Origin of the sequence: Thermococcus sp. ES12, from assembly GCF_012027515.1 — an archaeon.
Classification (GTDB): Archaea; Methanobacteriota_B; Thermococci; order Thermococcales; family Thermococcaceae; genus Thermococcus; species Thermococcus barossii.
This window is the reverse complement of sequence record NZ_SNUP01000003.1, coordinates 100,977-127,303: the sequence shown is the minus strand read 5'-3', so window position 1 is coordinate 127,303 and position 26,327 is coordinate 100,977. Positions and strand designations below refer to the sequence as shown.

The following is a 26,327-nucleotide window of genomic DNA, read 5'->3' as shown; positions in this document are numbered from 1 at the left end:
CACCTCATGTCAGGCCTATGAATGAGTACCTCTGCTTGGTTATCACGTTGGCGAGGACTATGGCTATGATCTGCACGGTCATGAGGAAGACACCTAGCGCGGCGGCGAGGTTCGCGCTTCCGACGGCGCTCGTCATCAGCTCGACCATTCTTGCTGTTATCGGGTAGTACTCAGGGTTTATTGAACCGAGCGTGATGCCGACGCTGGTCTCGCTCATACAGTAGACGAAGCTCAGCATTGCCCCACCGAGGAGGTTCAGGAGTATCAGCGGCATGAGGATTCCGGTGAGTGCCTTCCACCTTCCGGCGCCGAGGTTGAGAGCCGCCTCCTCAAGGGACACGTGAACCTGCTGGATTCCGGCCGAGATGGAGCGCGCCGCGAAGGGCAGACGCCTGATGGAGTAAGCCAGCACGAGAACCATCGCCGGGTTGAAGCCGAGCAGGTTTGTTGGGTCAAGGGGGGTGTTCGGGAACACCTTGGCGAAGAAGAAGAAATAGCTCATGGCTATGACGATGCCGGGGACGGCTATGGGTATTGTTGAGAGACTGTCAAGAACCGGACCGAGCTTGCTCTTCTTGAACCTGCTGGAGGCGTAGGACGCTGTGAGAGAGAGCAGGAGAATGACGATTATAGCCGCGGTCGAATACATGACGCTGTTCATGATGACCCTCTCGATGTCCGGCTGGGTGATGATGCTCTGTATGTGGGCCGTTGTGAAGCCTTCCGGCCACGTTCCGGACCAGCTCTCGCTGAATGCCAGGAGAACCACACCCACCTGCGGGAATATCGAGATGAGGAGCATCGGGAGGACAACGAGGTATATTAGCAGCGCCTGCCAGCCCTTGGGCTTGGCGACCCTCGGCTTCCACCTTCCACCCTTGCTGAGCATCGCGTACTGGCGCAGGCTGACGTACTTCCTGATTCCAAGGAACATCAGAATGGCGATGGTGAGCATTATGAGGGCCAGTGCAGCGAGCTGTGGACTGCCAACGTTGAAACCGCTTGTGAATGCGCTGTAAATCTGGAAGGACATGAGCTTCCTGGCGAGGGGGTTGCCCTGGAAGACTATCGGCGCGGCAAGGTCCTCAAGGCTGAAGATGCCGACGAGGGTTGCACCGGCCGCTATTCCCGGAAGAGCAAGCGGGAAGGTAACCGTCCTGAAGAGGTGGAAGCTACTACTTCCCAGGTTCTCCGCCTGCTCCTCAAGGGTGGGGTCGATGTTGATGAAGCTCGCGTAGGCGTTGAGGTAGACTATGGGGTAGTAGGTCATGGCCTGGGCCACTATGACGCCAACCAGGCCGTCGATGACGATTCTGTGCGGGAATATGTGGAGGGTGTCATAGAACAGCCAGTTGATGAGGCCGTTGGGGAGGAACATCTTCTTGACGATGAAGACGTTGACGAAGGGAGTGACAAGAAGCGGAACGAAGAGCAGGATTCTAACGATGTTCTTTCCAGGGAAGTCATAGCGGGCCATGACGAAGGCGAATATCGTCCCGAGGATCGTTGTAAGTATCATAACGCTTACCGAGACGAGCAGGGAGTTGATGATGACCCCAAAGTCCACTCCCTGGACGTAGTATATCTGCTCTCCGCTGGGCATGGTGATGAGCTTGGCAAACTCCCCGGTTGGTCTGCTGATGTAGTAGTCAGACGTCAGAATGCTGGTGAACCAGTGGAAGGAGAAGTGACCGTTGTACTCGAAAGCTATCGCCAGCATTGTCAGCACTGGGATTACGAGAAACGCTATTAGATACAGGAGAGGGAACAGGAATGATGCCGTCACGACGGGGTCGAAGATTGGTGTCCCAAAGAGATTCTCGCTCCACTTGCTAACCTTCATCGAGCATCAACCTCCGTTGTTTTGAACTCCCAGTCACTCTGATTGGGTCGAGGCCGGGTCTATTTAAATATTTCCAAGAATTTGTTGATTTACTGGCATCTAAAACGGGGCCAGAAATGAAAAAAATCTTCAGAAAAATATCAAAAGATGTGCGGAGACATCAAATTCAGCCGGTCATGCTCTGAAGGTCCTGGAGAACCTTGTCGTACTTGTTTCCTGCCGCCTGCCGCCACTCCTGGACGAGCTGGTCCTGGAAGTTCCTGTCCTTGGTTATCTTGTCGTTTATCTTCTTGGCGTACTCCTCAGTGAAGGTCACCATCTTGCCGGTCTCCGGGTCCTTGAACTGTATCGGCGCGGTGAGCTCGTCTTTAAGCTGTTCAAACTGCTCCTTGGTTATCTTGCCCTCTTTGTATGCCTGCACTATGGCAACCCATGCGTCGTGGAGCTTCTGGTTCGGATCAACGAGGGTGGCCTTGAAGTAGTACTGGAGTGCGCTGACCGTCTCAAGGGCACGCTTGTCGTCGAAGGGTATTCCCTCGGCGTTGATTGCGTCCTGGTAGGCCTTCTTGAGGGCCGGCCTCACCTGGCCGTAGGTCTGTCCCTCGTGCTGGCCCTTGAATATGACGTCGGCGTATGTCTTGGTTATCTTCATGTCAAAGATGTTCGGGTTGATCGGGAGCCTGTTGACGTCCGGGCTCATCCAGACGGCCTGGCCCTCTGTGAGGACCCAGTAGATGAAGGCCTGGGCCGCCTCAGGGTGCTGGGCGTTCTTGAGGAGCGCTATTGGGTCGCCGTTGATTATGCTCTCTCCCTTCGGGACTATGTACTGGCAGTCCGGGTTCTGCTGCATGGCGGTGTAGCCGTAGAAGTCGATGGTGTTTCCAGCGGCGATCTCACCGTTTATGACCGCATCCCTGACGGCGTCGCTCTGCATGTATATCTTGGAATTGGCCGCTATGAGGGTCATGATGCGCCAGCCCTGATCCCAGCCAAAGGCTTGGACGATTATCTGGTAAATCCTCGTGTTGGAGGTGCTCCTCGTTGGGTCGGCTATGCCGTACTGGGGCGGGTTGAGTGCCCACTCTTCACTGGCAACGTCCTCCCACTTCTCGGGAACCGGAAGGTTCCACTTCTTGAGTTGGGCCTTGTTGACGGTGAATCCGAAGGATGAAAGTGCAGCGGCGATCCAGTAAACCTTGTCGCCTTCCTTCCTGACCATGGGCATTCCTGCGAGCTGGGTCGGAATCTGGTTGCCTATGAGGCCGAGAACCTTCTCGTCCGTTATCGGGGCGAGGTAGCTGGCCTTGTAGAGGTCGTCGAAGAGTGTCGGACCTCCACCCCAGCCGACATCGGCACCTTTCTCGATGTAGCTCGGCCAGAGGCTCTCAGGGACCTTAATGAACTTGAGGTCCACGATGTTGTACTGCTTAGCTATGTCGCTCTTGAGGAACGCCTGCTTGGCCATGTACTGTATCGTGGCGTCGTGTCTGGTGACGATAACGAGGGTTATGCCGCTGCTTTCGCCACCGCCGCCACTGATGCAGCCGCTGGCCACAACACTGAGTGCAAGAAGCAGGATAAGACCAAGGGAGGCCCATTTCTTCATTTTTATCACCCAGTTATGTTCAATCAGTGGAAGTTCCGCAAACTCAATAAAAAATTAATGGTTCAAGGAACTAAAGAAAAAGAAGATTCACCTCTTCCTCCTGTAGAGGGCGAGAGGTATTATGGCGAGTCCGAGGAGAGCGGCCGGACCGCAGGTGCTTCCACCGCCGCCACCCTCTTCCTTTCCGAGGCTCTGCTGGAGGTCAATGGTCCAGTGGATGAAGTTGGTGACGAACTGTGGACCGTCGAGATCAACACCGTGGTAGGTCGGGCTCCACATGGGCTCGTAGCCACCGTATGGAGTCTCACCGCTGACGATGAGGACGTTCTTCTTGTCCGGGAAGACCTCAACGGCCATGAGCGGGAACTGGCCAGTCTCACCGGCGGTGTAGGCCTGGGCCGCTGGGTCAGTGTTCTCGACGATCTGGCCGTCGCCGCTGCTGGTGACGATGACGTAGACGTTCTCAATGCCCCCTCCGGCAGGGAGCGGCTTCCAGTTTCCGTCGTCGTCAACGTAGGCAACGACACCCGGTCCGTGGAAGAGGACCTTTCCACCGTTCTTGAGGTCCTTGGTGAGCATGTCCTTGTTTGGAGTATCGGCTGAGGGGTTGACGAGGCCGACGACACGGTAGCCGGCTCCAGCGTTGCTGGTGGCATCCTCAACGGAGGCCTGGTCGACCCTAAGGTGAACGCCAAGCGCGTCGAGAATAGAGTCAGCGTAGTCAATCCTGTCCTTACCGTCGCCGTAGTCACTGTCGGCGGCAACCCAGAGAATCTTTCCGCCCTGGTTCCACCATTCTTCGATGGCTTTTATCTCGTCGTTGCTGAAGGGCTGGCTTGGCTGGCCTATGATAAGGAAGTCGACGTCCTTGAGGGCATCGGCGGTTATCTTCTCGCCGACGCTCTGTATCCCGAGCTGGTCCGCCAGAGCGGGGTCACCGATGTAAACCCAGTTGACATCGGTGATGGTCTTTATCATTCCCTCGGCGATGACGTTGCCGTTCTTGTCAGTCAATACTGCCAGGCCCTTGTCGCTTTCACCATGGGAGAGGTCAACACCGATGGTGGTGGCGCTGGCCATGGCGAATCCAAACACTCCAAAGAAAACAAACACCGCAAGTATTATTGCAGCCTTCCTCATGGTATCACCGGGTTATTTAAGGCTCATGAAGTTATAAATCTTATGAATCCGAACTTTAACAGTCCCGAAAAAGTTCCGTAAAGTCCTTAAAGGCTTATACCGTTCAGGCTTCAGGTGGTGAGTATGGACATTGAGCGAAAGATAGAGCTCGTTAAAAGAAAGCCAACGGAGGAGCTCCTAACCGAGGAGAACCTCAGGCACCTGTTTGAAGTCGGTGCTCCGATGCAGCACTACATCGGGTTTGAGATAAGCGGTTACATTCACCTCGGAACCGGACTCATGGCTGGAGCGAAGATAGCCGACCTCCAGAAGGCTGGAATCAAGACGAGGATTTTCCTCGCCGACTGGCACAGCTGGATAAACGACAAACTCGGCGGGGATTTGGAGGTAATCCAGAAGGTGGCTTTGACCTACTTCAGGGAGGGCATGAAGCAGAGCATAAAGGTCATGGGCGGCGACCCGGAGAAGGTCGAGTTCGTTCTCGCAAGCGAGATACTTGAGAAGGGCGACTACTGGCAGACGGTCATAGATATCTCCAAGAACGTCACCCTCGCAAGGATGATGCGCTCCATAACCATCATGGGGCGCCAGATGGGAGAGGGGATAGACTTCGCAAAGCTCATCTACCCGGCCATGCAGGTCGCCGATATCTTCTATCAGGGGGTCACGATAGCTCACGCCGGAATGGATCAAAGGAAGGCCCACGTCATAGCCATCGAGGTGGCTCAGAAGCTCAAGTACCACGCCCTCGAATGGAAGGGCGAGAAGCTCAAGCCCGTCGCCCTGCACCACCACCTCCTCCTCGGCCTTCAGGAGCCACCGGTCTGGCCAATCGAGAGCGAGGAGCAGTTCAAGGAGCTGAAGACACAGATGAAGATGAGCAAGAGCAAGCCCTACTCGGCGGTTTTCATCCACGACAGCCCCGAGGAGATAAGGCAGAAGCTCAGGAAGGCCTTCTGCCCCGCGAGGGAGGTGACCTACAACCCGGTCCTCGACTGGGCAGAGTACATAATCTTCAGGGAAGAGCCAACGGAGTTCACAATCCACAGGCCCGCCAAGTTCGGCGGCGACGTCACCTACACCACCTTCGAGGAGCTCAAGAGGGACTTTGCCGAGGGCAAGCTTCACCCGCTCGACCTCAAGAACGCGGTAGCTGAATACCTCATCGAGCTCCTCAGGCCGGTCAGGGAGTACTTCGAGAGGCACCCCGAACCGCTGGAGCTGATGCGGGAGATAAAGATCACCCGCTGATTCTTCTTTTTCCTTCAGCTGGTGGAGCCGATGCCGGGAGTAGATGAGAAGGACAGGGAAATACTCAGAATCCTGAGGAGAGAGGGTAGGATAACCCTAACCGAACTCGGAAAGCGGGTTGGCCTGTCCCCGGCGAGCGTTAAAAACCGGGTTGAGAAGCTGGAGAGGCTTGGGGCTATACGGGGATACTCCGCTGTCATCGACCCGGCCTTCCTCGACGAGTACGTCCAGGCATTCTTTGAACTGCGCCTGGCGATAGACGACCACACGATTGACCCCATTCTGAAGCGCATCGCCAAGCTCGATGAGGTTCAGAGTCTTTACCGCCGCAGCGGTGAGAGGCAGATACTCGTGAGGGCCAGCTTTCACAACACCGACGAGGTCAAGGCCTTCGCGGGGAGGCTTAAACGGTTCTTCGGCAAGAACCTGGAGCGGGTGGAGGTGACGCTCATAATAGACACCTTCAAGGAGAACTGGGTTCCGAGTGAGGCCGAGAGGCACTGATGGGGGAGTGACATGCTCTTCGTTGTGAGACCGGGGAGAAAGAAAAACGAGCTGGAAGCGTTTTTCATCGAGAGCGAGCCGGAAAAGCTCACCGCGATGAAGAACCTGAAAGCTGACAGGATATACCGCTTTATAATGCGCGAGGGAAGGCTCTTCAAGGTTCTGGAGGGAAGCAACTACCGCAATCCGAAGGAGATCGAGAAGCTCCTCCGCCAGGCAAGAATCGTCCTCGTCAATGCCGATGAGTGGGAGGACTACTTCAGGCGGAGGCTCCAGAACAAGCGCGTAGAGAAGGCCGAGCTGTGCCGCCTCTGCCTGCTGGAAGGTAGGATAACAGTTCTCACCCCCGGAAACCGAATAAAATACCGGGACGAGTACATCTGCGAGCGCTGTGCCGAGGACGAGCTGAAGAGGGAGCTTCGCTTCAGGTTTAAGAGCGTGGCCATGTTTGACCAGGCGAAGAAGCTCCTCGAACGCTTTAGAGATCTTGACAAGGTTCTCTACGCCTTCGATCCCCGCTTCGACCCGACGAGGCACCCGGAGATAACCAAGTGGGACGAGCTGAAGGCGAAGCATGTGCGCGTTGAGAAAATACATCTTGACGAGCTCCCCCTACCAGAGAAGTTTAAATCCGTTCTCAAAGCGGAAGGCGTCAGCGAGCTCCTCCCGGTTCAGAGTCTGGCCGTTAAAAACGGCCTCCTCGAAGGGGAGAATCTTCTCGTTGTTTCGGCAACAGCTAGCGGTAAGACCCTCATCGGCGAGCTGGCGGGCGTTCCCAAGGCGATGGAGGGGAAAAAGCTCCTCTTCCTCGTTCCGCTCGTTGCCTTGGCCAATCAGAAGTATGAAGATTTTAAGAGGCGCTACTCCAAGCTCGGCCTCCGTGTGGCGATAAGGGTCGGCATGAGCAGGATAAAGACGAAGGATGAGCTGGTGGTCGTAGATACAGGCATAGATGCTGACATCATAGTAGGAACCTACGAGGGTATTGACTACTTGCTGAGGGCAGGCAGAAAAATCGGCAACGTCGGAACTATAGTGATAGACGAGATTCACACCCTCGACGACGAGGAGCGAGGACCGAGGCTTGATGGCCTGATAGCCCGCTTGAGGAAGCTCTATCCCAATGCTCAGTTCATAGGCCTGAGTGCCACCATAGGCAATCCCGAGGAGCTTGCCAAAGAGCTCGGCCTGAAGCTGGTTCTCTACGACGAAAGGCCCGTCGACTTGGAAAGGCACATAATCATTGTCAGAAACGAGAGCGAGAAGTGGAGACATATAGCGGTTCTGTGCCGTGCCGAGGCAAGTAGAAAGTCGCGGCAGGGCTACAGGGGTCAGAGCATAGTCTTCACCTTCTCGCGCAAGAGGACGCACGAGCTGGCGGCTTACCTCACGAGTAAAGGGCTCAAGGCGAAGCCCTACCACTCCGGATTACCTTACAGACAGAGAAAGCTCACTGAGATGGAGTTTCAGGCCCAGATGCTCGACGTTGTAGTTACCACAGCAGCCCTCGGAGCGGGCGTTGACTTTCCGGCATCGCAGGTCATCTTCGAGAGCCTCGCCATGGGCAACAAGTGGCTCACCGTTCGGGAGTTCCACCAGATGCTCGGCCGCGCCGGAAGGCCGCTCTACCACGAGAAGGGCAGGGTTTACCTAATCGTGGAGCCTGGGAGGAAGTACTCGGCCCAGATGGAGAGCTCCGAGGACGAGATTGCGTTCAAGCTGCTCACCGCTCCAATTGAGCCCGTCATCGTTGAGTGGAGCGACGAGCTCGAACAGGACAATGTTCTGGCCCATTCCTGCGTCTTCAATCATCTTGACGTCATTGAGGACGTGCAAAGTAAATGTCTCGGCGCCAATCAGAGTGCCGAGAAGGTTCTGGAGAAGCTGGAGGAGTACGACCTCGTTCGCCTTAAGGGCTCCCTCGTCGATGTCACCCCCTACGGAAGGGCCGTAAGCATGAGCTTTTTGCTCCCCAGGGAGGCGACCTTTGTAAGGGGCAACCTTGGAAAGAAGCCAGCCCAGTGGATAGCCGTCAAGCTACTCCCCTTCGAGAACCTGTATTTGAACGGAACGCTCCAGAGGGAGCTTGAAGGTGCAGTTAGGGGTCGCTTGAGCGCAAACGTCTTCTCGCCCAGCTTCGCCTCGATCCTTGAGGAGCTGGACAAGGTCATCCCGGAGCTCAGCCCCAACGCCGCTGAAAGGCTCTTCACAATCTACCAGGAATTCTTTATGTGTCCTGAGGACGACTGCACCGACTACGCGATGGAGCGCGTTAGCAACCTGATAATCGAGCTGAGGAGGAACGGCAAGCACCCAACCCAGATAGCGGAGCACTTCAGGAAGGTCTACGGCCTCATCGTTTACCCGGGCGACGTCTTCACGTGGCTCGACGGAATAGTCAGAAAGCTTGAAGCCATCGAGAGGATAGCAAGGGTTTTCGGGGTAAGGACTGCCGAGAACGAGGCGAAGCTTCTCAGGAGGGAGATCGAGGAGGGCAGGACAATACGAGGGGACCATGGGGGCGGAAGAGGACACCAAGGGTCCTTAGATTGGAGGGGCCGGGAAGGCAGGAAAGATCGGGGAAGGAGTGACCAACCACAGGGAAGGCACAGGAATGGAAGGAGGAACGGCTGAAGGATCAGCCTCCTATCTGCAGCACCAGCTGGGCGGGGTCCCTTATCGCCGGCCCCAGGCCTAGGACGTAGACCATCAGGTACCAGAGGCGTCTTTCCTCCTCGTCCGGGACCAGCTTCTGGAGGCCGTAGTAGACCACAACAAGAATGAATGTTATCCACGGGTAGTAGAAGTACGCCCCGAAGTGCTGAACCAGAATGTTCTCCAGCCAGTGAACCTCGCGGTAGCCGTAGAAATGAATCGCCACCACCGTTGACCCCATGTCGTAGAGGTGAGCCAGGACTGCGTAGAGGTAGAGCCTGTCGAAGGGCCGGTACCTGTATACCAGCAGGGCCGGAATCCAGGAGACGAAGGTGTGGATTAGCGTCAGCTCGTAGGGCTCCCAGCTCTTGGCGTGTGTGACGAGGAGGTAGTTGGCCCCTAGCGCCAGAAGTGCGCCCCAGCCAAAGGTCAGCTTGGGGTATGTTTTCAGCTTCGCGTCCAGAACTATCGCGGGGAGCATTACAAAGAACGTCGTGAAGAAGATTCCCGGCGTGAGTATCAGCGGGCTCTGGGGTAGGATCCCCCCATCAACGAGGGCCCTGACCGTTGACCCGAAGACGACCATCAGGGTGACCGCTATAAAGAGCGTCCTGTCGATTTTAATCCGAAGGGGTTTCAGTATATACCTATATGTATATATGGCACCAAAGCCGAGCATGAAGGCGTACACGAGCGTGTTGACCGGATTATAACCGCTCCTTGTGAACATAGGCTCCCAGAAGTACCTGTAGATGAAGCCCCACAGCTCATTCCACAGCGATTCCAGCATCTCTTTCCCCCAGCCTGAGTCACCCTTCCTGTTTAAAGGTCTTTTGGAGCGAAAACGGGAACTTTAATAAATCTGCAGCCCAATACCGGTTGGAGGTGAGGGAATGGTGCATGGACCCGGAATGGTCTTTGGACTCGGTGCCGCCGCGATACTCGGCTTCCTGCTGGCGCTTTTCATAGCGGCCCTCTTCCTGTGGATGGCGGCCAAGCTTATAGGAATAAAAAATGCCTCGATAGGAAAGGCAATGATCGCAATACTCGGTGGAGGAATACTCGGTGCCCTGATCGGTGCCATCGTTGGGGCGGTGTTCCAGCCCCTCGGTCCGATACTGGGTTTCTTGGCCAATCTCTGGGTGATAAAGGCCGTCTTTGACACTGACTGGCTCAGGGCCTTCCTTGCGTGGATACTCTCCGCGGTAATCGCTGCAATGGTCATGGGGATTCTGGTGCTCCTGGGGGTATTGACGATTGGCGCACTCGCGGCCCTCTGAGTTCTCTTTTTTGAGTAAGGTATAAATATCTCCAGCGCGCTAAGCTATGTGATGCCTATGTTCTTCAAACCGGCCGAGCTCCAATCCAGGGAGGTAAAGCCCTTCGAGGGGTTCCCCTTCGGTCTCAGTGAGGGGAGCATAGCGGGGATAATATCAACCGACGAGCTGGCCGAGACGGTTTTTCTGTACCACCTCGTCGCCAACGCCCTTAAAGATGGTCCAGTTTACCATATAGGCCCCGGAACGGCTTTTTCTGTTAAGCTCCTGAAGCGCCTCACCGATGACGTTTCTAACCTCTACGTGGGCAACGTCTATTCCATAGATGAACTCGTGGCAGCCCTCAACGTCGTTGAGGATGGCTCCCTCGTGGTTGTCTCCCTCTTTCCGGCACTTCTCAACCGCTCCGCGGAGGGAGTGGTGGAGGTCAGAAAACTGGTCGACGGAAAGGGCCTCATTCTGGTTCTGGGACACACGACCATAGAACTCAACGAGCTCGACCTTCCGGGGGAGTTCAGGCGCCTCTACGACCTCCCGGAGATATTCGAGGCGCTGGCGGTCCTGAGAACCAGCTCCTACCGCGGTCATTACCGCTTTAACATGACAGTCCTGAAAGCGCCCCCCGATCACGTTTCCTCCGTTGGAGACCACTCGATACCCATAGACTCTTTAATAAAGCCCCTTCTTTAGCCGTATATGCTCACGTGTCCGAGTCCCAGGCCGTAGCGGACGTAGAGCGCCAGTCCGAACAGGATTAAGATGACAGCGGTTGCCGCGTAGTCCCTGCCCGTCATCTCGATATCGTAGAGGAACGTCCTTTTCTTTGTGGCCCCCAGGGCCCGGCTCTCAAGGGCTATGCTCAGCTCGTGGGCCGTTTTGAGCGAGGCGACGAGCAGGGGAATCAGCACCGCACTCATTCTCTTCATCCTGACCAGGAAGTTCCCCTTCTCAACTTCCCAGCCCCGGCTCTTCTGGGCGTCCATGATGTTGCCCGTGAGCATGTAGAGCGTCGGTATGTAGCGGAGGGCTATCGATATCGTCAGGCCGAACTCGTAGGGCATGCCCAGTCTCACAAAACCCAGTATCAGGTCGCGCTGGGTCGTCGTCATCAGCAGCATGAACGTCAGCAGGGCAAAGGTCAGTAGACGTATCGAGAACGAGACACCAAAGAGAAGCCCCTGGAGCCTTGGCTTGTATATCAGGGGCCATATTATGAGAGTTATGATGACTATGGGGATGAGGGGCTTCAGAAGGCGGAGTTGTTCCCGGATTTCAATCTTTCCGAGAACCCTAACGGCGATGAGCGTCATGAAGAACAGGGGGATCAGGAAAACTGGGTCGTTGTAAAGCATTATCGCGGCTATCCCCGCCACGGTCCCGAGTATCTTAACCCTGGGATCGAGGCCATGGAGGAGGGAATCCCTCTCGAAGTAGAACGGGTATATCATCGGGAACCACCCGCCAGGGCGTTTACGATCTCAGAGGCACTTCTCACGAACCCTATCCCGAGCCTTTCGCTTATCCTGAGGAGTTCGGGCTTTTCGAGTCCGTAGTCGTGGAGTTCCAGGGAGAAGAACTCCTCCACCGAACCGTCGAAGACCTTCCTCCCTCCGTGAAGCAGGACAACCCTCTCGGCCAGCTCCAGAACCAGGTCCATGTCGTGGGTTATGAGCAGTATTCCGTGGCCCTCCTTCCTTAGCTCGCGTATCGTCTCAACGACCCCCGTGGCGCTCTTGGCGTCCAGTCCCGTCGTTGGTTCGTCGAGTATCAGGTACTTTGGCCTCATCGCCAGGACGCAGGCTATCGCCAGCCTCTGCTTCTCACCCCCGCTCAGGGAGTACGGGGTTCTCTTCTCGTAGCCCTGGAGATTCACCACTCTCAGTGCCCACTGAACGCGCTTTGTTACCTCCTCCTCACTCAAACCGAGGTTCTTCGGCCCGAAGGCAACCTCCCTGAAGACGTCCTCCTCAAAGAACATATGCTCGGGGTTCTGAAAGACGTAGCCGACGACTCGCGAAAGCTCTGCAACCGTGTGTTCCCTCGTGTCCATGCCGTCTATGGTTACCTTTCCCCGGGTGGGCTTTAAAAGGCCGTTCAGGTGTTTGGCTAGCGTCGTTTTTCCGCTTCCGTTCTGTCCGACGAGCGCCACTATCTCCTCGCTCATCTCAAAGTCTACGCCCCTCAGGGCCTCCCTCCCGTTCTCGTAGACGTGCCAAAGATTTTTAACCCGGATCATCGTGAACCTTTCAAGTTTTAAGTTTAAAAACTTTGCAAGGTGGACGGGATGAACGGCAGAGATGTGGCATTCACGGCGCTCTTTGCGGCCCTAACCGCGGTCGGTGCCCAGATAAGCATACCCATAGGCCCGGTTCCGATAACGCTTCAGGTTCTGGTCGTTCTCCTGAGCGGGCTCGTCCTCGGGGCGAGGCTCGGCTTTCTGAGCCAGCTCGTTTACGTGGTCATGGGTGCCGTGGGGCTCCCGGTGTTCGCCGGTTTTCAGGGCGGGTTCGCGGTGCTCTACGGGCCGACTGGGGGTTACATAGTCGCGTTTCCAATAGCGGCGTCCATAGCGGGGTATGTGGCCGAAAAAACTGGAAAGAAAAGCGGCATGCTCGGAGGCTCCCTGGTCGGGGTCGGGGTAATATACCTCCTCGGCTGGCTGAGGCTCGGCCTTTTCCTTGGGGGAGACTTTCAGAAGGCCTTCCTCCTTGGGGTGATGCCGTTCCTGCCCGTTGATGCAATAAAAGCTGGAGTGGCGGTTTTGATAGCAGACAGGGTCAGAAAAGCAATAGAAATAGGGTGAATGGCAGATCACCAGTCGGCCATTCCCTCTTCAAGTATTCCTACTGCCTGCTTCTGGTGAAGCGCCGCCTTTCTCAGGTCTATGAAGATGTAGATCCTCGGGAAGTTCGCAACAACTGGCCCGTACTGGCTCGCGTTGGCATAGTAGTCAGCGGCTGTGTCGTTCTGTATTGTCGCCAGACCGAGGGTTTCGTTGTCCAGCCCCCCATCGAGGGCCTCCCCGTAGAGGGTGTTGTATCTGTCGAGGTTCCTGTGGTACTGGATGTAGTAATAGAAATTGAATAACATCACGTTTATTCCCTTTTGAGCCGGCGCCTCAGGTGTGGGAACCACTTGGGAGTAACCTAGGTTGTTCAGTATCATCTCCCTGTAGAACGCCTCCCATTCGGGCCCCTTTCTTGCGACGCTGTATTCGATGGTAAGGCCTGTTACAAACACCCTGCCGTTTCCAAGGGTGTAGACTGCAGTGCTCGGCCTGCCGTATTCGGGAGTTCCCGATGGTGCCTGAACTGTAATTATCTCCGCGTCGGCGGGAAGGTTGTTGAGGTAGGCGTGGCTTGCGTAACTGCTGGCGAGGGTCGTGTTGTTGGCGATAACGTAATCCCTGCGCGAGTAGCTCTTGGTCAGCGTCACGTCCCTGGGCAGGGGTGTCGTCCACACTCCACCGCCCCAGCCCCAGTTGGCGGCGTGGATTTCGAGGACCCTTCCTGCCCTTACGTAATCCTCCAGCTTGCCCATCTGTGGCCCTATCTCGTCATAAAAGTCCTGGGACTGGTCGCTTACAATGATAATCATGTCGTACGCATCTATTAGGTTCTGGGTTGTTCTGTTCTGAAGTTCAGCGCTTGTCATAACGTCGTAGGGGATGCCCATGTTCGTGAGCGTGTTTTCAACGCTGGGAGAACCCCAGGCGTCAGAGTTCTTTAGAACCAGCACGTTGTAATCCGTCAGGGGCTTTGCGGAAGCCGACGGGGGCCCCAGCACTGCCACCAGACTGAAAAGCATGAGCAGCGATACCGCTGCGCTCAAAATTTTTTTCATAATACTCTCTCCTTTTTGGTCCGAACCGAGCAGAAGAACTTTTCGGGACTCCTACCCTTAGTTTATTGTAGGCTTTGCACTATTTAAGTCTTCTTACACAATTTTGAAGGATTTCCAATCAAATTTGGCCTCTCATCTTTTCCAGCGTCTCCTCCGCGAACCTGACGTCGAAGGAGTTCCTCACCCTGAAGAAGCTCAGCGTGACCTTCGGGTTCCTCTTCGCCAGTTCCTCAATTGGCAGCGGTTCGTAGTCGAGGAACTCCACTACCCTGCCCAGGCTCCGGTAACCCTCGGCCATGGCCGCCTCAATGGCATCGGAAAGGGCGTCAGGCTCGTAAACCGCATGTGTAACCTCCGCCGTTCCATCCCGCCAGACGGGTATCAGGGCCTCCGGCTCGTTCTCGTAGAAGAGGCCCGTCATGTAGTTCACGAGGAAGGGCATTATCAGCGGCATGTTGCCTTCGACGAGAAAAAACGGCGCTTTCGGGAGGGCCTTCAGAAGAGCCTCCATCCTGCTCCTCGCGGAAACAGGAAGGGGATTCGAGACGTGAAGGGAATATGTCCTGAGCCTGTCCCTCCTGACCACAGTGATGACCTCGTCTATCCTCTTGCTGAGCCTGAGCCTCCGCTCCGTCAGCCCAACAACCGGCTCACCGGCAACTGGCAGGGTGTAGTTCTCCCATCGCTTCTCCGGAAACGCCAGGATGTATGCCTTCATGGGCCGGACTACGACCGGACGCTTAAAAACCTTTTTCCGGCTTTCTGTCATTCAGACAATTTCGTCTCCAAAAATCTTAAGTAATGCCAGTTCTTTGCCATTTTGGTGGGATGAATGATACCAAGAACGATGAGTACTCAGCATCCTGACAACGTATTTATCCCCTTTTTTGCCGGCAGTCCGACGATGGGCGGCGAGGACGAGGTGGTCGAGGCCTTCTACGCCTTCAGCGTCCTCGGCATAGAGGAGCAGATGTGGGACTTCGAGGGCAAGGAAGTGGACGAGTTCGTCGTCAAGAAGCTATTCGAGCGCTATGGATATTTCTTCAAGCACAGAAAGCTCGGGAAGGAGCTCAGGCTGACGCCGCGAGTCCCCAACCCCAGTGTCGAGAGGGCGGAGGCGAAGCTTCTCCTGGAAACGTTGGAAGCGATACCTCGCTCGGCAGACTACGCGAGATTGTTCTACGGTGAAGAGCTTCCGCCCATTTTCGAGGTTATCCTCCCGATGACGACCTCGGCCGAGGAACTGAACAGGGTTTACGAGCTTTACAGACACTACATAGCGGGAAAGCAGTACAAAAGGGTTCACGACATCAAGCTCCACGAGTGGATAGGGGAGTTTTACCCCTCGGAGATAGCGATAATCCCGCTCTTCGAGAGCCGGGAGGCAATACTCCACGCGGCGGGCATCGTCCGGCGGTATCTGAGCGGGAAGGAGGTTGAATACCAGCGCGTTTTCCTCGCCAGGAGCGACCCGGCCATGAACTACGGCCTAATCAGCGCGGTGCTCTACGACAAGCTGGCGCTCTTTGAGCTGCAGGAGCTTGAGGAGGAAATGGGGTTGCCAATCTATCCGATAATCGGCGTCGGTGGCGCTCCGTTCAGGGGACACCTCACGCCGGAGAACGTCGAGGCGGTTCTCAGGGAGTATCCAAGCGTTCAGACCTTCACGGTACAGAGCTCCTTCAAGTACGACAGGCCTCCCAAGGAGGTCATAAGGGCCGTTGAGAGAATCAGGGAATCCAGGAGAAAGGAAGCCCAGCCCGTTCCGGGGGAGGTCTTTGAAATCCTCGGTAAGTACGAGCTCAGGTACTCCACCGAGCTGAGGGCCCTGGCACCCCTGATCCGTGAGGTGGCGAAGTTCGTTCCATCGAGGAGAAGGAGGAAACTGCACATAGGCCTCTTCGGCTACTCCCGCGAGGTCAACGGCTCAGCGCTGCCGAGGGCGATCAAGTTCACGGCCTCGCTCTACTCCCTGGGAATTCCACCGGAGCTCCTCGGGCTGAGCGCGCTGGGTGAGGGGGAGCTTGAGTTCCTCGGCGAGCACTACCTCGGTCTTTACAGGGACATCGAGTTCGCCTTCCGCTACTTCAACCCGAAGGTTGCCGAGAGGTTCCCGTTCCTCAGGCCCCTCGCGGAGATGGCCAGGAACTACGAGAGGGACGAAAGGCACCTGGAGATAACATCAAGAATCCTGGCCGGAGAGCTGAGCGGTGAACTGATAGTGGAGGCGGCCGGGATTAGGGGCTTTTTGGGGTGAAAATGGATTCTTTCGTCTTTTGTATGGATTTTCCATTTTCGGAAAAATCTGTTCTTGCGGTTGCCTTTCTCCGGCGAAAGTTTTATATACTAAAAGTTACTAAAATTCTCGCGAAGAAAACGGAGGTGATGGCAGTGGCGGAGATGGTGATTCCGTATCCCCAGCTCCAGAAGATACTCGAAAGAACCTGTGAGCTGGCCGTTATTAAGCCCCGCGCCGAGGAGATGATGGAGATAGTCGAGAAAAAGCTCGCTGACCTCTTCGAGGTGGCCTACGAAAATGCCAAGGCCGAACGCTCAAGCACGATAAAGCTCAGGCACATACCCATCACAAAGGGCTTCAGGAACAGCCTCAACCTCTTTAGAGCGGTCATCGAGGACGAGAAGGTTCAGATCGAGCCCATCAGGAAGTACGTCCTCAGGAAGATACCCGGCGACATTCCCCTTGAGGAGGAAGTCGTAAACGAGCTCCCAATAATAGCGGGAACCCTCTTCGTGCTCGTCGGGAGGGTCATCAAGGCCCTGCACCCGGAGATAAAGAACGTCTACCCCGAGCACATCGAGGAGGCCAAGAGGGTTCTGGACTACACGCTTTGATGCCCTTCTTTTTTCTCCGAGCTGAGCCTTAGCCCCTCGAACTCCTTCCTTATCCACTCGAAGTGCTTATCCTCCGTGACGAGCCTCAGCCCCCTGTTCATCGCCACGGCGGCAACTATCGCGTCAACCGCCGGGACAGGCGTCCCCCTCCTCACCATCGCCTGCGATATTTTAATCGCCAGCAGGTAGTCTTCGAGGCTCGGCGTTATCACCGTCAGTCCAAGCTCAAGAGCCCTCGGGAACTCCACGACGTTTAGAACGGTTGTGTATCCGTTCAGCTTTTTTCCGGATTTTGCCGCTTCAATCAGGACGTTGGTGTCGTAGAGAGCCTCTTCCATTCCGCATCCCTCGTTTTCCCGAGTGCCTTCTCGTATTTCTCAAGGGGGGTGCTCTCAAGCTCCCTCCTGAAGTCCTCGCCGAGAAGGTACAGTATCTCCTCCGAACCCAGCTCCTCGGCCTCGATTTTGGCCAAATACTCCGCTATGGCCTTTCTCGCTACCTCACTCCACTTTATTTCGGGGTGTTTCTTCATTCGCCTGTAGAGGTCGGGGGGGATAGAGAGGGTTATGTTCGGCATAGCATCACCGCACTGGAATATGTGGGTTCACGTATTTAAGTGTTGCGAAAAAATGGAAAGGCTCACTCCTTGAGCCACCTCTCCATCCACCCGGCAATCAGCTCCAGACGCCTAACGCGGTGCTTCGGCTTTCCGCCCCTGCTGAGATCGTGGTTCTCGCCCGGGAAGAGGGCAAGCTCAACGGTCTTGCCGAGGTACTTCAAGGCCGTGTAGAACTGCAGAGCCTCCGGCAGCCAGCAGCGGTAGTCCTCCATGCTGTGGATTATGAGGAGGGGCGTTTCGACGTTCGGCGCGTACTTCAGCGGGCTCTTCCCCCAGTAGCCCTCCCTGTTGCTCCAGGGGTCGCCTCCTATCTGATCCGGCGCGAAGAAGTAGCCGATGTCAGTCGTGCCGAAGAAGCTCACCCAGTTGGAGATGGAGCGCTGGGTTACAGCGGCCTTAAAGCGCTTCGTGTGTCCAACTATCCAGTTGGTCATAAAGCCGCCGTAGGAGCCGCCGGTGACGCCGATTCTCTCTAGATCGATGAAGCCGAAGCGCTTTAAGGCCTCGTCCACAACGTCCATCAGGTCCTTATAATCGCGCTCGCCGTAGTGCCCCCTGATGTCGGCAAAGTCCTCACCGTAGCCGTCGCTGCCGCGCGGGTTGGAGAAGATTACCACGAAGCCTTTGGCAGTAAAAACGTGGAACTCGTGCATGAAGGAGTAGCCGTAGGCGGTTTTAGGCCCGCCGTGAATCTCCAGAACGGCCGGATACTTCTTTCCGGGCTCAAAATCAACGGGCCTCATTATCCATGCGTCTATCTCAACGCCATCGCTGGCTTTAACCTTGAAGTGCTCGGGCTTCGAGAGGGTATACTCTCTTATCCAGCCGTTGAAGTCCGTGAGCTTTTTCTCCTTCCCGTCGCGGAGAATGTAAAGTTCCAGTGGTGTAACCGCGTCCTGGGCGGTGAAGGCTATGTAGTCACCGATGGCGAAGCTCTCGACGCTCCTGTCACCACCGATGACGCGCTCTATCTCCCCCCCAAGGTTCACCCTGAAGAGGTTCGCCCTCGGGCCGTCCGTTGCCACGTAATAAACCCAGCCGTCTTTAAAAGCCAGCTCCGCCCTCTGAGGCCCTCGAACATCGCAGTTCAGGGAGTTGTAGGCTGAGCGGTCGAGCTTAGCGGTGAGCTTCCTTAGCTCTCCCGTCTCGGGGTTGTAGTGGTAGATGTGGGTGTTCGTGGGAATACCGCGCTCGCGGGTATTGGCCTTGAGGATGAAGGTTCCATCGTTGAGGGGAATGAAGTCACTCACGCTCCACTCCCCGGGGGTTAGTCTCCTTGCCTTCCTCCCCTCGAGGACGTAGAGGTCGCTCACCATCGGCTTCCTCTCGCGGTCCTCCTGAGCCACAAAGTAGAGCCTGCCACTGTGGAAGCGTATCTGCAAGACGTCAAGGTTTTTCGGCGTCAGCCGTCTCTTCCTGCCGGTCTCGATGTCCACCAAGTAAACGACGCTCCTCTTCCCGTAGATCCAGCCGACGCCGTTGAACCAGAAGGGAATTTCCCTGATGACGTGGACGTCGTCCTTTGGTCTCTTCTCAATGTCTATCGGCGTGACGACCGCTATTCCCTTCCCGTCCTCGGTGAAGCGGAGGTTTTTGATTCCGTACTTGAACCTTACTAAAAGCCTCGCCTCCCCGCCGTCCGTGGGGATAACGTAGAGCTCGGCCTCCCTGCTTTCCCTATCGCGCTTTGAGGTGAAGGCTATCAGCTTTCCGTCCGGGGAGAAGCGCGGGTTCGCGTCCTTCTTTCCAGAGGTGAATGGTTTAACTTTCCTCCCGTCGTAGAGGTAAAGCCTTGAGAAGTAGTCGTCCTTCTCCACGCTTATTTCGGTGACCTGGAAGACGAGCCTCCTTTTGAATGCGTCGATGTTTCCGACGAGCTTGAATTTTCCTAAGTCTTTCTCACCCAGACCTTTCACCATAGAAACCACCGAACTAACTCGGCCTTTTTCGTATAAAAGCTTAGCGTTTCGATGATTATCGAGAAACAAGCAAAGCCTCCGAACCTTTTTAAATCCCCCGTCTCCCCTTTATCCGGGAGGTGGCGGCCGTGACCGTGAAGGTCCGCTTTGATAAGGAAGTGAGAGAGTACGCAAAGGGCGAGAAGGTTAAGGACTCCGTTCTCAAGCTCACCGAGACGGCTTTAGCGCAGGCTCTGGAGAAGTTTCACAGGAGAATGATAGTCATAGAGGGGGACACCCTGAGAAAGGCCGAGCTGGCAGGCATTCTCGCAGGGGCCTCTGCCAGAACTCTGGGGGAGATTCTCGACGACCTCCGCGAGAAGCGGCTGAGGGACGAGAGCGAGAAGGAAATCGAGGTTCTCTACGCCACCGATGCCCTAGGCGAGGAGACCTTCGGGCGGAAACGCTACGAAGCGTTCAGGAAGCACTTCGACGTCCTTGCCGGCTCAAGCGCCAGGGTTAAGGCCGTCACCTTCAAGCACACCCGCGATATCCTCGGGAGGACGTACGACCTCCTTATACTCGACATGAGCTACGACTACTCCCCCAACGACCTTGGCAGGATTATCGAGACCGTCCGTGGCGGCGGTTTGATATTCATCCTCGCCCACCCATTTGAGAAGTGGAAGAAGATGTGGACGGGCTTCCACAAGAGCCTCGTAACTCCACCGTACACGATAGACGACGTGAAGAAGCGCTTCAACAGACGCCTTATAAGGAAGTTCGCCGAGCACGACGGAATCTACATCATCACCGAGAACGGGAAAGCGAAGAAGAAGCCGAAAAGGAGCAAGACCCAGGCGAAGATTAAAGCCCGGAAGGGTGTCGAGATTCCTGAGGAGACCCTCTTCCCCCGCGAGCTCTACGAGATGGCCCTCACCGAGGGGCAGGTTGAGGTTCTTAAGGCATTCGAAGGGCTGGTTGAGGATGAGGGGATGCTCGTCCTCACCGCGGACAGGGGGCGTGGAAAGAGCGTCTCCGTAGGCATTGCCGCGATAGGCTTTGCCCTGGCCCTCGGCAAGCGTACAAGGGTGGTCGTCACGGCCCCCGAGCCGGAGAACGTCCAGGCCCTCTTCCGCTTTGCCAAGAGGGCCCTTGAAAGGCTCGGCTTCAGGCCCCACGTAGTCGAGGAGAAGGGCCTGATAAAGGAGCTCTACGCGAGGAAGATTGGGCTCAGGTATTACCCCCCCGCCGAGGGCTACCGCAAGACCGCCGACCTGTACATCCTCGACGAGGCCGCTGGAATCCACGTGCCGATACTCCACAAGTATCTAAGCAAATCCCGTGTCGTTTACTCCTCCACAGTACACGGCTACGAAGGAGCTGGCAGGGGATTCTCCGTCAAGTTCCTGAAGAAAGCCAGGGAGAAGCGCTCCTTTAAGGAGCTCCACATGGAGGAGCCGATACGCTACGCTGAGAACGACCCCATCGAAAAGTGGCTATTCGACGTCCTCCTGCTCGACGCGGAGCCGGTTGAGCTCACGGATGAGGACTACGAACTGATAAGGAACAAGGAGGTCTACTTCGAGGAGCCCGACCTCGATGACTGGTTCGAGAACGACAGGCCCGACCTCAGGAACTTCGTGGGCATCTACATTCTCGCCCACTACCGCAACAGGCCGAGCGACGTGGCTTTGCTTGCCGATGCTCCCCATCACAGGGCGCGCGTGCTCCGCCTGAAGAACGGCAAGATAGTGACGGCCATCCAGATAGCAGAGGAGGGCAACATCCCGAAGAAGGTAATCGAAAAGATGGCCAAGGGCTACAAGCCGAGGGGCAACATAATCCCAGACATGATGGTCAAGCACCACATGGCGAAGGAGTTCGCGAAGCTGAAGGGCTACCGCATAGTGAGGATAGCCACCCACCCCGATGCCATGGACATGGGGCTGGGCAGCAAGGCGCTTGAACTCCTTGAGAAGGAGGCCAGGGAGAAGGGCCTCGACTGGATTGGCTCTGGGTTTGGTGCGAGTGAGGAACTGGTCCGCTTCTGGGTCAGGAACGGCTTCGCGGTGGTGCACCTCAGTCCCGCCAGAAACCCCGTCAGCGGCGAGTTTACGGCCATAGTCCTCAAGCCGATAAGTGAGAAGGCCAAGAAGCTCATTCGCCAGGCCAACGACGAGTTCAGGATAAGGCTCACGGAGTGGCTCGGCGACACCCACAGGGAGCTTGAACCTGAGATAGCGCGCTGGCTCTTCGAGACACCCTTCGGTGAGGCGGTGGATTACCCGGTTCACCTCACGGAGGTGCAGAGGAAGAGGTTGGATGCCTTCACGGGCAAGGTTCTGACCTACGACACGGTGGTTGATGCGGTGAAGCCGGTAGTCAAGCTCTACTTCCTCGACGGCTGGATGAAGCCCTACCTCGATGAGAGGCAGATTAAGCTCCTCATCTACCGGGTTCTGCAGGCCCACAGCTGGGAGGAGACTGCGAGGCTCATTGATAGAACCGAAACCTTCACCATGATAGAGGTGCGCGACATCATAAGGGGACTCTGGTACTATTACAAGAGGGTCATTTCCTGACCCTAAACTAACTTTTTATAGGATTGACGCGTAGTTCCCTCGATGTATCATTGGTGTATCCATTCCAACGGTGACTCCTATGCCGGGTGGCAACTGGGAGAAGATAATTTCGATAACGAAGGATGGCATGAGGAGCATAGGAACGATGAGGCGGAAGATAAGCAGGGGTAAGAGGATAGCACTTCTCATAGACGGTCCCAACATCCTCAGGAAGGAGTTCGGGGTAAAGCTTGAGGACATAGTAGAGGCCCTGGAGGGACTGGGCGACCTCAGGGTGGCGAAGGTGATTCTCAACCAGTACGCTCCCCAGGGACTCATAGAGGCGGTGTCGAACCAGGGCTTTGAGGCGATCGTCGTCTCGGGCGAGACAGGTGTGAAGCTCGCCGTCGAGGCCATGAGGGAGATATACAATCCCAACATCGATGTGATAGCCCTGGCCACCAGAAACGCGGAGTTCCTTCCGGTGATCCTAAAGGCCAAGGAGCGCGGCAAGGAAACCATCGTCATCGGAATCGAGCCCGGTTTCTCGGCGGCGCTGAAGCATGCCGCCGACTACACCATAATCCTCGAGGGCGGTGAGGAGAAATGAAGGAGCGCTTTTTCAGGGTTCTGAGGCGCGGGGAGAAGGAGGTTAGGGAAGTCAGCGAGGAGGCGCCGAAGCCCAAAAAGAAGAGGAGCATAGGCCTCATCATAGACGGTCCCAACATCCTCAGGAAGGAGTTCGGAATAAAGCTCGAGGACATAATAGACGCCCTTGAGCGGATCGGAAAGCTCAGGGTGGCGAAGGTGGTTCTCAACCAGTACGCTCCCCAGGGACTCATAGAGGCAGTCGTGAACCAGGGTCTTGAGCCTATAATAGTCGCCGGGGACACAGACGTGAGGATAGCCATCGAGGCCATGGAGCTAATCTACAACTCCGACGTTGATGTGATAGCCCTGGCCACCAGGGACGCGGACTTCCTCCCGATAGTCAACGAGGCGAAGCGCAGGGGGAAGGAAACGATAGTCATAGGTGTCGAGCCGGGCTTTTCGGTTGCACTCCAGAACGCGGCCGACTACGTCATCAAGATGGAGGGTAAGGGTGGCGAGGCCCACGAGGTCAAATAAACTTTTAAGCTTTCGATCCAGCCCTCTTCTGGTGGGAGAAAGTGATAGTTGAAATCATCCTCTTTGCCCTCGGTCTCGTCCTGCTCATCAAGGGGAGCGACTATTTTGTTGAGGCCGCCTCACGGGTTGCCAAGGGCTTTGGCGTCAGCGAGTTCATCATAGCACTCGTCCTGGCGAGCATAGCCACCACCCTTCCGGAGGTAACAGTCTCGGCCATCTCCTCCTACCAGGGGAACCCTGACATAGCGCTGGGCAACGCGATTGGAAGCGCTCTCGCCAACATTGCTCTCATCCTCGGTGTTTCCGCCCTGCTCCGGCCGTTAAAGGTGGAAAAAACCGCCTGGAAGAACGCCCTTTTTATGATAGGGGTCACGACCTACGCCGGCATTCTCATGTACGACGGTACGATAAGCCGGCTCGACGGCGCGAGTCTGATATTCATCTACTTCGGCTTTCTCTACTACCTTTACCGGAAGCACATGACTTTGGAGGAGATTCCAGAAGGAGGGCGCGGAAACCCGAAGAGGGATGCCATTATAATGTTCGGGAGCGGCCTGCTCGTCGTTACCGGTGCCAAGCTCGTTGTTGACAGTGCAGTCACAATCGCCAGGGCCTACGGTGTCCCGGAGATCGTCATAGGGCTCACCATGGTCTCAATAGGCACCTCCCTGCCGGAATTCACCAACTCCCTTATGGCCACCATCAAACGGCTCCCGAACATCAGCGTGGGCAACATAATAGGCGCAAACATCCTCGACGTGCTCATGGTCATCGGGATAGCGGCTTTGATAAACCCCATAAAGGTTGACGCAACGATATACACCTTCACGCTCCCGCTCACGCTCCTCGTCATGGGCATACTCACCGCCGTCCTCCGCCTCACCGGCAGGATAGACAGGCTCACCGGCGGAGTGCTGCTGGCGATTTACTCCTACTTCATCTACGTCTACCTCTCCGGCGGCGTCCACCTTCCTCAGGGCTGACCTTTTCTTTTCTCTGACTTCCGAGGCCACAATTCTGGGACACAAAGCTTTTTAATTGGTGGTATTACCCCATTATGAAAACCCAAAACCGATTCATGGAGGTGAAAGAATGAGGAGGCTCGCCACCCTCTTGCTCACCCTGCTGCTCCTCGGGGCCATCGGCGCCGCGAGGCCAGTTAAGGCCGAGGAGATGCTGACGGTTTACTCCTACGACAGCATAGAGTGGTGGATGAAGGAGATAATTCCAATCTTCGAGCAGAAGTACGGGGTCAAGGTGAACCTCGTCCTAATTGGCGATGCTGGAGAGGTTCTCAACAGGCTGATTCTGGAAAAGGACAACCCGCAGGCGGACGTGGTGGTCGGCATAGACAACAGCTACCTCGCCAAGGCCATCGACGCCGGAATCCTTGAGCCATACAGGCCGGCAAACGCCGACGTTATTCCAGACTGGATTATTGAGAAGTTCGACCCGACCTTCCACCTCACCCCCTACGACTACGGCTACATAGCCATCAACTACCGCAAGGACATGGTCCAGAAGCCTCCTGAGAGCCTTGAAGACCTCACCAAGCCAGAGTGGAAGGGCAAGCTGATAATCGAGGACCCGCGCACCAGTTCGCCGGGAATGGCCTTCCTGCTGTGGACGATAGCGGTCTATGGCGATGACTGGCTGGACTACTGGGAGAGGCTCAAAGAAAACGACGTCCAGATAGTCGAGGGCTGGAGCGCGGCCTGGAACGCCTTCACGAAGGGCGAGTACCCGCTCGTCCTCAGCTACGCCACCTCACCGGCCGCGACCGTTTACTACGACAACAACACCAACGTCGGCGCCGTCGCCTTCAGGGAGGGCAACTACCTCCAGATAGAGGGTGCCGGGATAGTCAAGGGCGCCAAGCACCCCGAGCTGGCCAAGAAGTTCATCGAGTTCCTCATCAGCGAGGAGGCCCAGGAGAAGCTCCCGCTCAACCAGTGGATGTACCCCGTCAACAGGAACGTCAAGCTCCCGGAGGTCTTCAAGTACGCGGTGAAGGTGGAGAAGCCCGTCACCGTCGACCCGAAGGATATCGAGAAGAACTACGACCTCTGGCTCAGGCAGTGGACCCAGCTTATGGTCGAGGGCAAGAGCCCGGAGGAGATAACCGGGACGACCTCAACCTCGCCGGAAGGGGAGAACGGCGGTATCTGTGGACCGGCACTCATAGTTGGCCTTGCCATCGTGCCGCTCCTCCTCAGGAGGAGGCGGTGAGCTTTCTCCCTTTTCTCCCCACCGCAACTTTTATAAGAGCGCTCCGGCACCTTAGGAGCGAGGGCCCGTAGCCTAGCAGGATAGGGCGCCGGCCTTCTAAGCCGGAGGTCGCGGGTTCGAATCCCGCCGGGCCCGCCATAACAGCCCTTGCTTGCGCAAGCGCTGGCGGAAGAGTGCGTGCAATTCTAAGAGTTCTCGGTTCCTGAGTGGGTTTACTCTTCAATTGTTGGTTTTACAGTGTTCCACTCTCCACAAGGCGTCCTTCGGACGCCAGAAAACAAAGCTGAAACCACTTAAAGGGACTATCCTTGAAGTTAAACACTCTCCTCAATGACAGTTTTTGAGAATGCACGCTATCATATCAGCCTTTTTGAAGGGAAAAGGAAATCTTTTGGTCAAGCTTTTTCCAGAAGCTTGTTGCCAAGCAAAAGTTTGATCAAGGTTCGTGATTGCTTTTCAAAGTGTCTTCTTTTAGAGTGTACCTTATCAAAAGGCTGATTCTAGCTGGATTTCCTTTGCTCCGGTTGGTTCTCACAGAGCCATTCAAATACGACGTCCTATTGGCGTTAAAAACAAAATGGACTCCAAAGTTTATAGACAGGTTCTGGGTTATGTGAAGCATTTCGATGGAGTTATTGCAGTATCCTTGACGGAGCTGATGTTGACTTAGAACGACACATTCAAAAGCTCAAGAACCTTAGCGCGGAAGTTGTGGTACTCCATGGAGATCTACGGCGGAAGGGGAACACTAGGGAGATTATCATTAAAGACATTGATTAGGAAAGTAGTGATACGATGAGCTTTTTCTTTATTTCATCTTCGCCAGCGGCTCGATGATTTTAGCGTCTGAGTTGTGGTGGTTATTCATCTCCGAGGCCTCCCCTTCCCGGAACTGTTGCCGTATTAGTACGGAATAA

Annotated in this window: 24 protein-coding genes and 1 tRNA gene; 14 read left to right on the top strand and 11 right to left on the bottom strand. The window is 55.9% G+C overall.

Annotated features, from left to right (window positions below; genetic code table 11):
* Positions 1 to 4: 4 nt before the first annotated feature.
* From E3E37_RS08495 to E3E37_RS08485, 3 genes are all read right to left on the bottom strand, one after another.
* The gene (locus E3E37_RS08495; RefSeq protein WP_167716594.1) at positions 5 to 1,843 is read right to left on the bottom strand and encodes an iron ABC transporter permease; all 1,839 of its coding nucleotides are present in this window, start codon (positions 1,841 to 1,843) and stop codon (positions 5 to 7) included.
* A gap of 166 nt (positions 1,844 to 2,009) precedes the next feature.
* Positions 2,010 to 3,449: an ABC transporter substrate-binding protein gene (locus E3E37_RS08490; RefSeq protein ID WP_167716592.1), complete on the bottom strand. Its 1,440-nt coding sequence runs from the start codon at positions 3,447 to 3,449 to the stop codon at positions 2,010 to 2,012.
* Positions 3,450 to 3,536: 87 nt separating this feature from the next.
* The gene (locus tag E3E37_RS08485; protein ID WP_167716590.1) at positions 3,537 to 4,589 is read right to left on the bottom strand and encodes a DUF4350 domain-containing protein; all 1,053 of its coding nucleotides are present in this window, start codon (positions 4,587 to 4,589) and stop codon (positions 3,537 to 3,539) included.
* A gap of 123 nt (positions 4,590 to 4,712) precedes the next feature.
* On the opposite strand from E3E37_RS08485, the gene E3E37_RS08480 reads away from it, so the two are divergent.
* The 3 genes from E3E37_RS08480 to E3E37_RS08470 are packed head-to-tail and all read left to right on the top strand — an operon-like array spanning position 4,713 to position 8,978.
* A complete protein-coding gene (locus E3E37_RS08480; protein WP_167716588.1) occupies positions 4,713 to 5,840 on the top strand; it encodes a tyrosine--tRNA ligase in 1,128 nt (375 codons plus the stop codon).
* A 30-nt stretch (positions 5,841 to 5,870) separates the two neighbouring features.
* Positions 5,871 to 6,344, top strand: coding sequence for an Lrp/AsnC family transcriptional regulator (locus tag E3E37_RS08475; RefSeq protein ID WP_167716586.1), 474 nt, complete (start codon positions 5,871 to 5,873; stop codon positions 6,342 to 6,344).
* A gap of 12 nt (positions 6,345 to 6,356) precedes the next feature.
* Positions 6,357 to 8,978: a DEAD/DEAH box helicase gene (locus E3E37_RS08470; protein WP_167716585.1), complete on the top strand. Its 2,622-nt coding sequence runs from the start codon at positions 6,357 to 6,359 to the stop codon at positions 8,976 to 8,978.
* Positions 8,979 to 8,982: 4 nt separating this feature from the next.
* Here the strand turns inward: E3E37_RS08470 and E3E37_RS08465 are convergent, their stop codons facing one another.
* Entirely contained in the window at positions 8,983 to 9,789 is an 807-nt protein-coding gene (locus tag E3E37_RS08465) for a DUF63 family protein (RefSeq protein WP_167716583.1), read from the bottom strand.
* 103 nt (positions 9,790 to 9,892) lie between these two features.
* Here E3E37_RS08465 and E3E37_RS08460 point away from each other — a divergent pair, with 103 nt between their 5' ends.
* Positions 9,893 to 10,279 carry a hypothetical protein gene (locus E3E37_RS08460; RefSeq protein ID WP_206204076.1) on the top strand — a complete coding sequence of 129 codons (387 nt, stop codon included), beginning with the start codon at positions 9,893 to 9,895 and terminating at the stop codon, positions 10,277 to 10,279.
* Positions 10,280 to 10,330: 51 nt separating this feature from the next.
* Positions 10,331 to 10,966 carry a hypothetical protein gene (locus E3E37_RS08455; protein WP_240921958.1) on the top strand — a complete coding sequence of 212 codons (636 nt, stop codon included), beginning with the start codon at positions 10,331 to 10,333 and terminating at the stop codon, positions 10,964 to 10,966.
* Here the strand turns inward: E3E37_RS08455 and E3E37_RS08450 are convergent.
* On the bottom strand, positions 10,963 to 11,724 hold the full coding sequence (locus E3E37_RS08450) for an energy-coupling factor transporter transmembrane protein EcfT (protein ID WP_167716581.1): 762 nt from the start codon (positions 11,722 to 11,724) through the stop codon (positions 10,963 to 10,965). The genes E3E37_RS08455 and E3E37_RS08450 overlap by 4 nt on opposite strands.
* Complete coding sequence (locus tag E3E37_RS08445) at positions 11,721 to 12,512, bottom strand: energy-coupling factor ABC transporter ATP-binding protein (RefSeq protein WP_167716579.1); 792 nt, start codon at positions 12,510 to 12,512, stop codon at positions 11,721 to 11,723. Before E3E37_RS08445 ends, E3E37_RS08450 begins: the two co-directional genes overlap by 4 nt.
* Positions 12,513 to 12,560: 48 nt before the next feature.
* Between E3E37_RS08445 and E3E37_RS08440 the strand changes: the two genes are divergently transcribed.
* Positions 12,561 to 13,079 (top strand): biotin transporter BioY, encoded by a 519-nt coding sequence (locus E3E37_RS08440; RefSeq protein WP_167716577.1) that lies wholly within the window; start codon positions 12,561 to 12,563, stop codon positions 13,077 to 13,079.
* Positions 13,080 to 13,087: 8 nt separating this feature from the next.
* Here the strand turns inward: E3E37_RS08440 and E3E37_RS08435 are convergent, their stop codons facing one another.
* Together E3E37_RS08435 and E3E37_RS08430 are read right to left on the bottom strand one after the other, a co-directional pair.
* A complete protein-coding gene (locus E3E37_RS08435) occupies positions 13,088 to 14,119 on the bottom strand; it encodes a pyrolysin (RefSeq protein ID WP_088864880.1) in 1,032 nt (343 codons plus the stop codon).
* 118 nt (positions 14,120 to 14,237) lie between these two features.
* Positions 14,238 to 14,837 (bottom strand): molybdenum cofactor guanylyltransferase, encoded by a 600-nt coding sequence (locus E3E37_RS08430; protein WP_167716575.1) that lies wholly within the window; start codon positions 14,835 to 14,837, stop codon positions 14,238 to 14,240.
* A gap of 114 nt (positions 14,838 to 14,951) precedes the next feature.
* Here E3E37_RS08430 and ppcA point away from each other — a divergent pair, with 114 nt between their 5' ends.
* Together ppcA and E3E37_RS08420 are read left to right on the top strand one after the other, a co-directional pair.
* Complete coding sequence (gene ppcA, locus E3E37_RS08425) at positions 14,952 to 16,376, top strand: phosphoenolpyruvate carboxylase (RefSeq protein ID WP_167716573.1); 1,425 nt, start codon at positions 14,952 to 14,954, stop codon at positions 16,374 to 16,376.
* Positions 16,377 to 16,510: 134 nt separating this feature from the next.
* Positions 16,511 to 16,972: a DUF1931 family protein gene (locus E3E37_RS08420; RefSeq protein ID WP_167716838.1), complete on the top strand. Its 462-nt coding sequence runs from the start codon at positions 16,511 to 16,513 to the stop codon at positions 16,970 to 16,972.
* Here the strand turns inward: E3E37_RS08420 and E3E37_RS08415 are convergent.
* The 3 genes from E3E37_RS08415 to E3E37_RS08405 form a co-directional block, all read right to left on the bottom strand.
* Positions 16,960 to 17,310, bottom strand: a complete 351-nt coding sequence (locus tag E3E37_RS08415) for a PIN domain-containing protein (RefSeq protein ID WP_167716571.1) — start codon at positions 17,308 to 17,310, stop codon at positions 16,960 to 16,962. The two genes, E3E37_RS08420 and E3E37_RS08415, sit on opposite strands and share 13 nt — an antisense overlap.
* Positions 17,277 to 17,549, bottom strand: a complete 273-nt coding sequence (locus E3E37_RS08410; protein WP_167716569.1) for a hypothetical protein — start codon at positions 17,547 to 17,549, stop codon at positions 17,277 to 17,279. The genes E3E37_RS08415 and E3E37_RS08410 overlap by 34 nt, the downstream gene beginning before the upstream one ends.
* A 62-nt stretch (positions 17,550 to 17,611) precedes the next feature.
* Positions 17,612 to 19,510 carry a S9 family peptidase gene (locus E3E37_RS08405; protein ID WP_167716836.1) on the bottom strand — a complete coding sequence of 633 codons (1,899 nt, stop codon included), beginning with the start codon at positions 19,508 to 19,510 and terminating at the stop codon, positions 17,612 to 17,614.
* Between the two features lie 128 nt (positions 19,511 to 19,638).
* Here E3E37_RS08405 and E3E37_RS08400 point away from each other — a divergent pair, with 128 nt between their 5' ends.
* From E3E37_RS08400 to E3E37_RS08375, 6 genes are all read left to right on the top strand, one after another.
* A complete protein-coding gene (locus E3E37_RS08400; protein ID WP_167716834.1) occupies positions 19,639 to 22,074 on the top strand; it encodes a tRNA(Met) cytidine acetyltransferase TmcA in 2,436 nt (811 codons plus the stop codon).
* Positions 22,075 to 22,153: 79 nt separating this feature from the next.
* A complete protein-coding gene (locus E3E37_RS08395) occupies positions 22,154 to 22,663 on the top strand; it encodes a TIGR00288 family NYN domain-containing protein (protein WP_088864874.1) in 510 nt (169 codons plus the stop codon).
* A complete protein-coding gene (locus E3E37_RS08390) occupies positions 22,660 to 23,181 on the top strand; it encodes a TIGR00288 family NYN domain-containing protein (protein ID WP_088864873.1) in 522 nt (173 codons plus the stop codon). The genes E3E37_RS08395 and E3E37_RS08390 overlap by 4 nt, the downstream gene beginning before the upstream one ends.
* 41 nt (positions 23,182 to 23,222) lie before the next feature.
* Positions 23,223 to 24,164: a calcium/sodium antiporter gene (locus E3E37_RS08385; protein ID WP_167716567.1), complete on the top strand. Its 942-nt coding sequence runs from the start codon at positions 23,223 to 23,225 to the stop codon at positions 24,162 to 24,164.
* Between the two features lie 109 nt (positions 24,165 to 24,273).
* Positions 24,274 to 25,410 (top strand): thiamine ABC transporter substrate-binding protein, encoded by a 1,137-nt coding sequence (locus E3E37_RS08380; RefSeq protein ID WP_167716558.1) that lies wholly within the window; start codon positions 24,274 to 24,276, stop codon positions 25,408 to 25,410.
* A 61-nt stretch (positions 25,411 to 25,471) separates the two neighbouring features.
* Positions 25,472 to 25,548 (top strand) — tRNA-Arg (locus E3E37_RS08375).
* Positions 25,549 to 26,327: the final 779 nt, after the last annotated feature.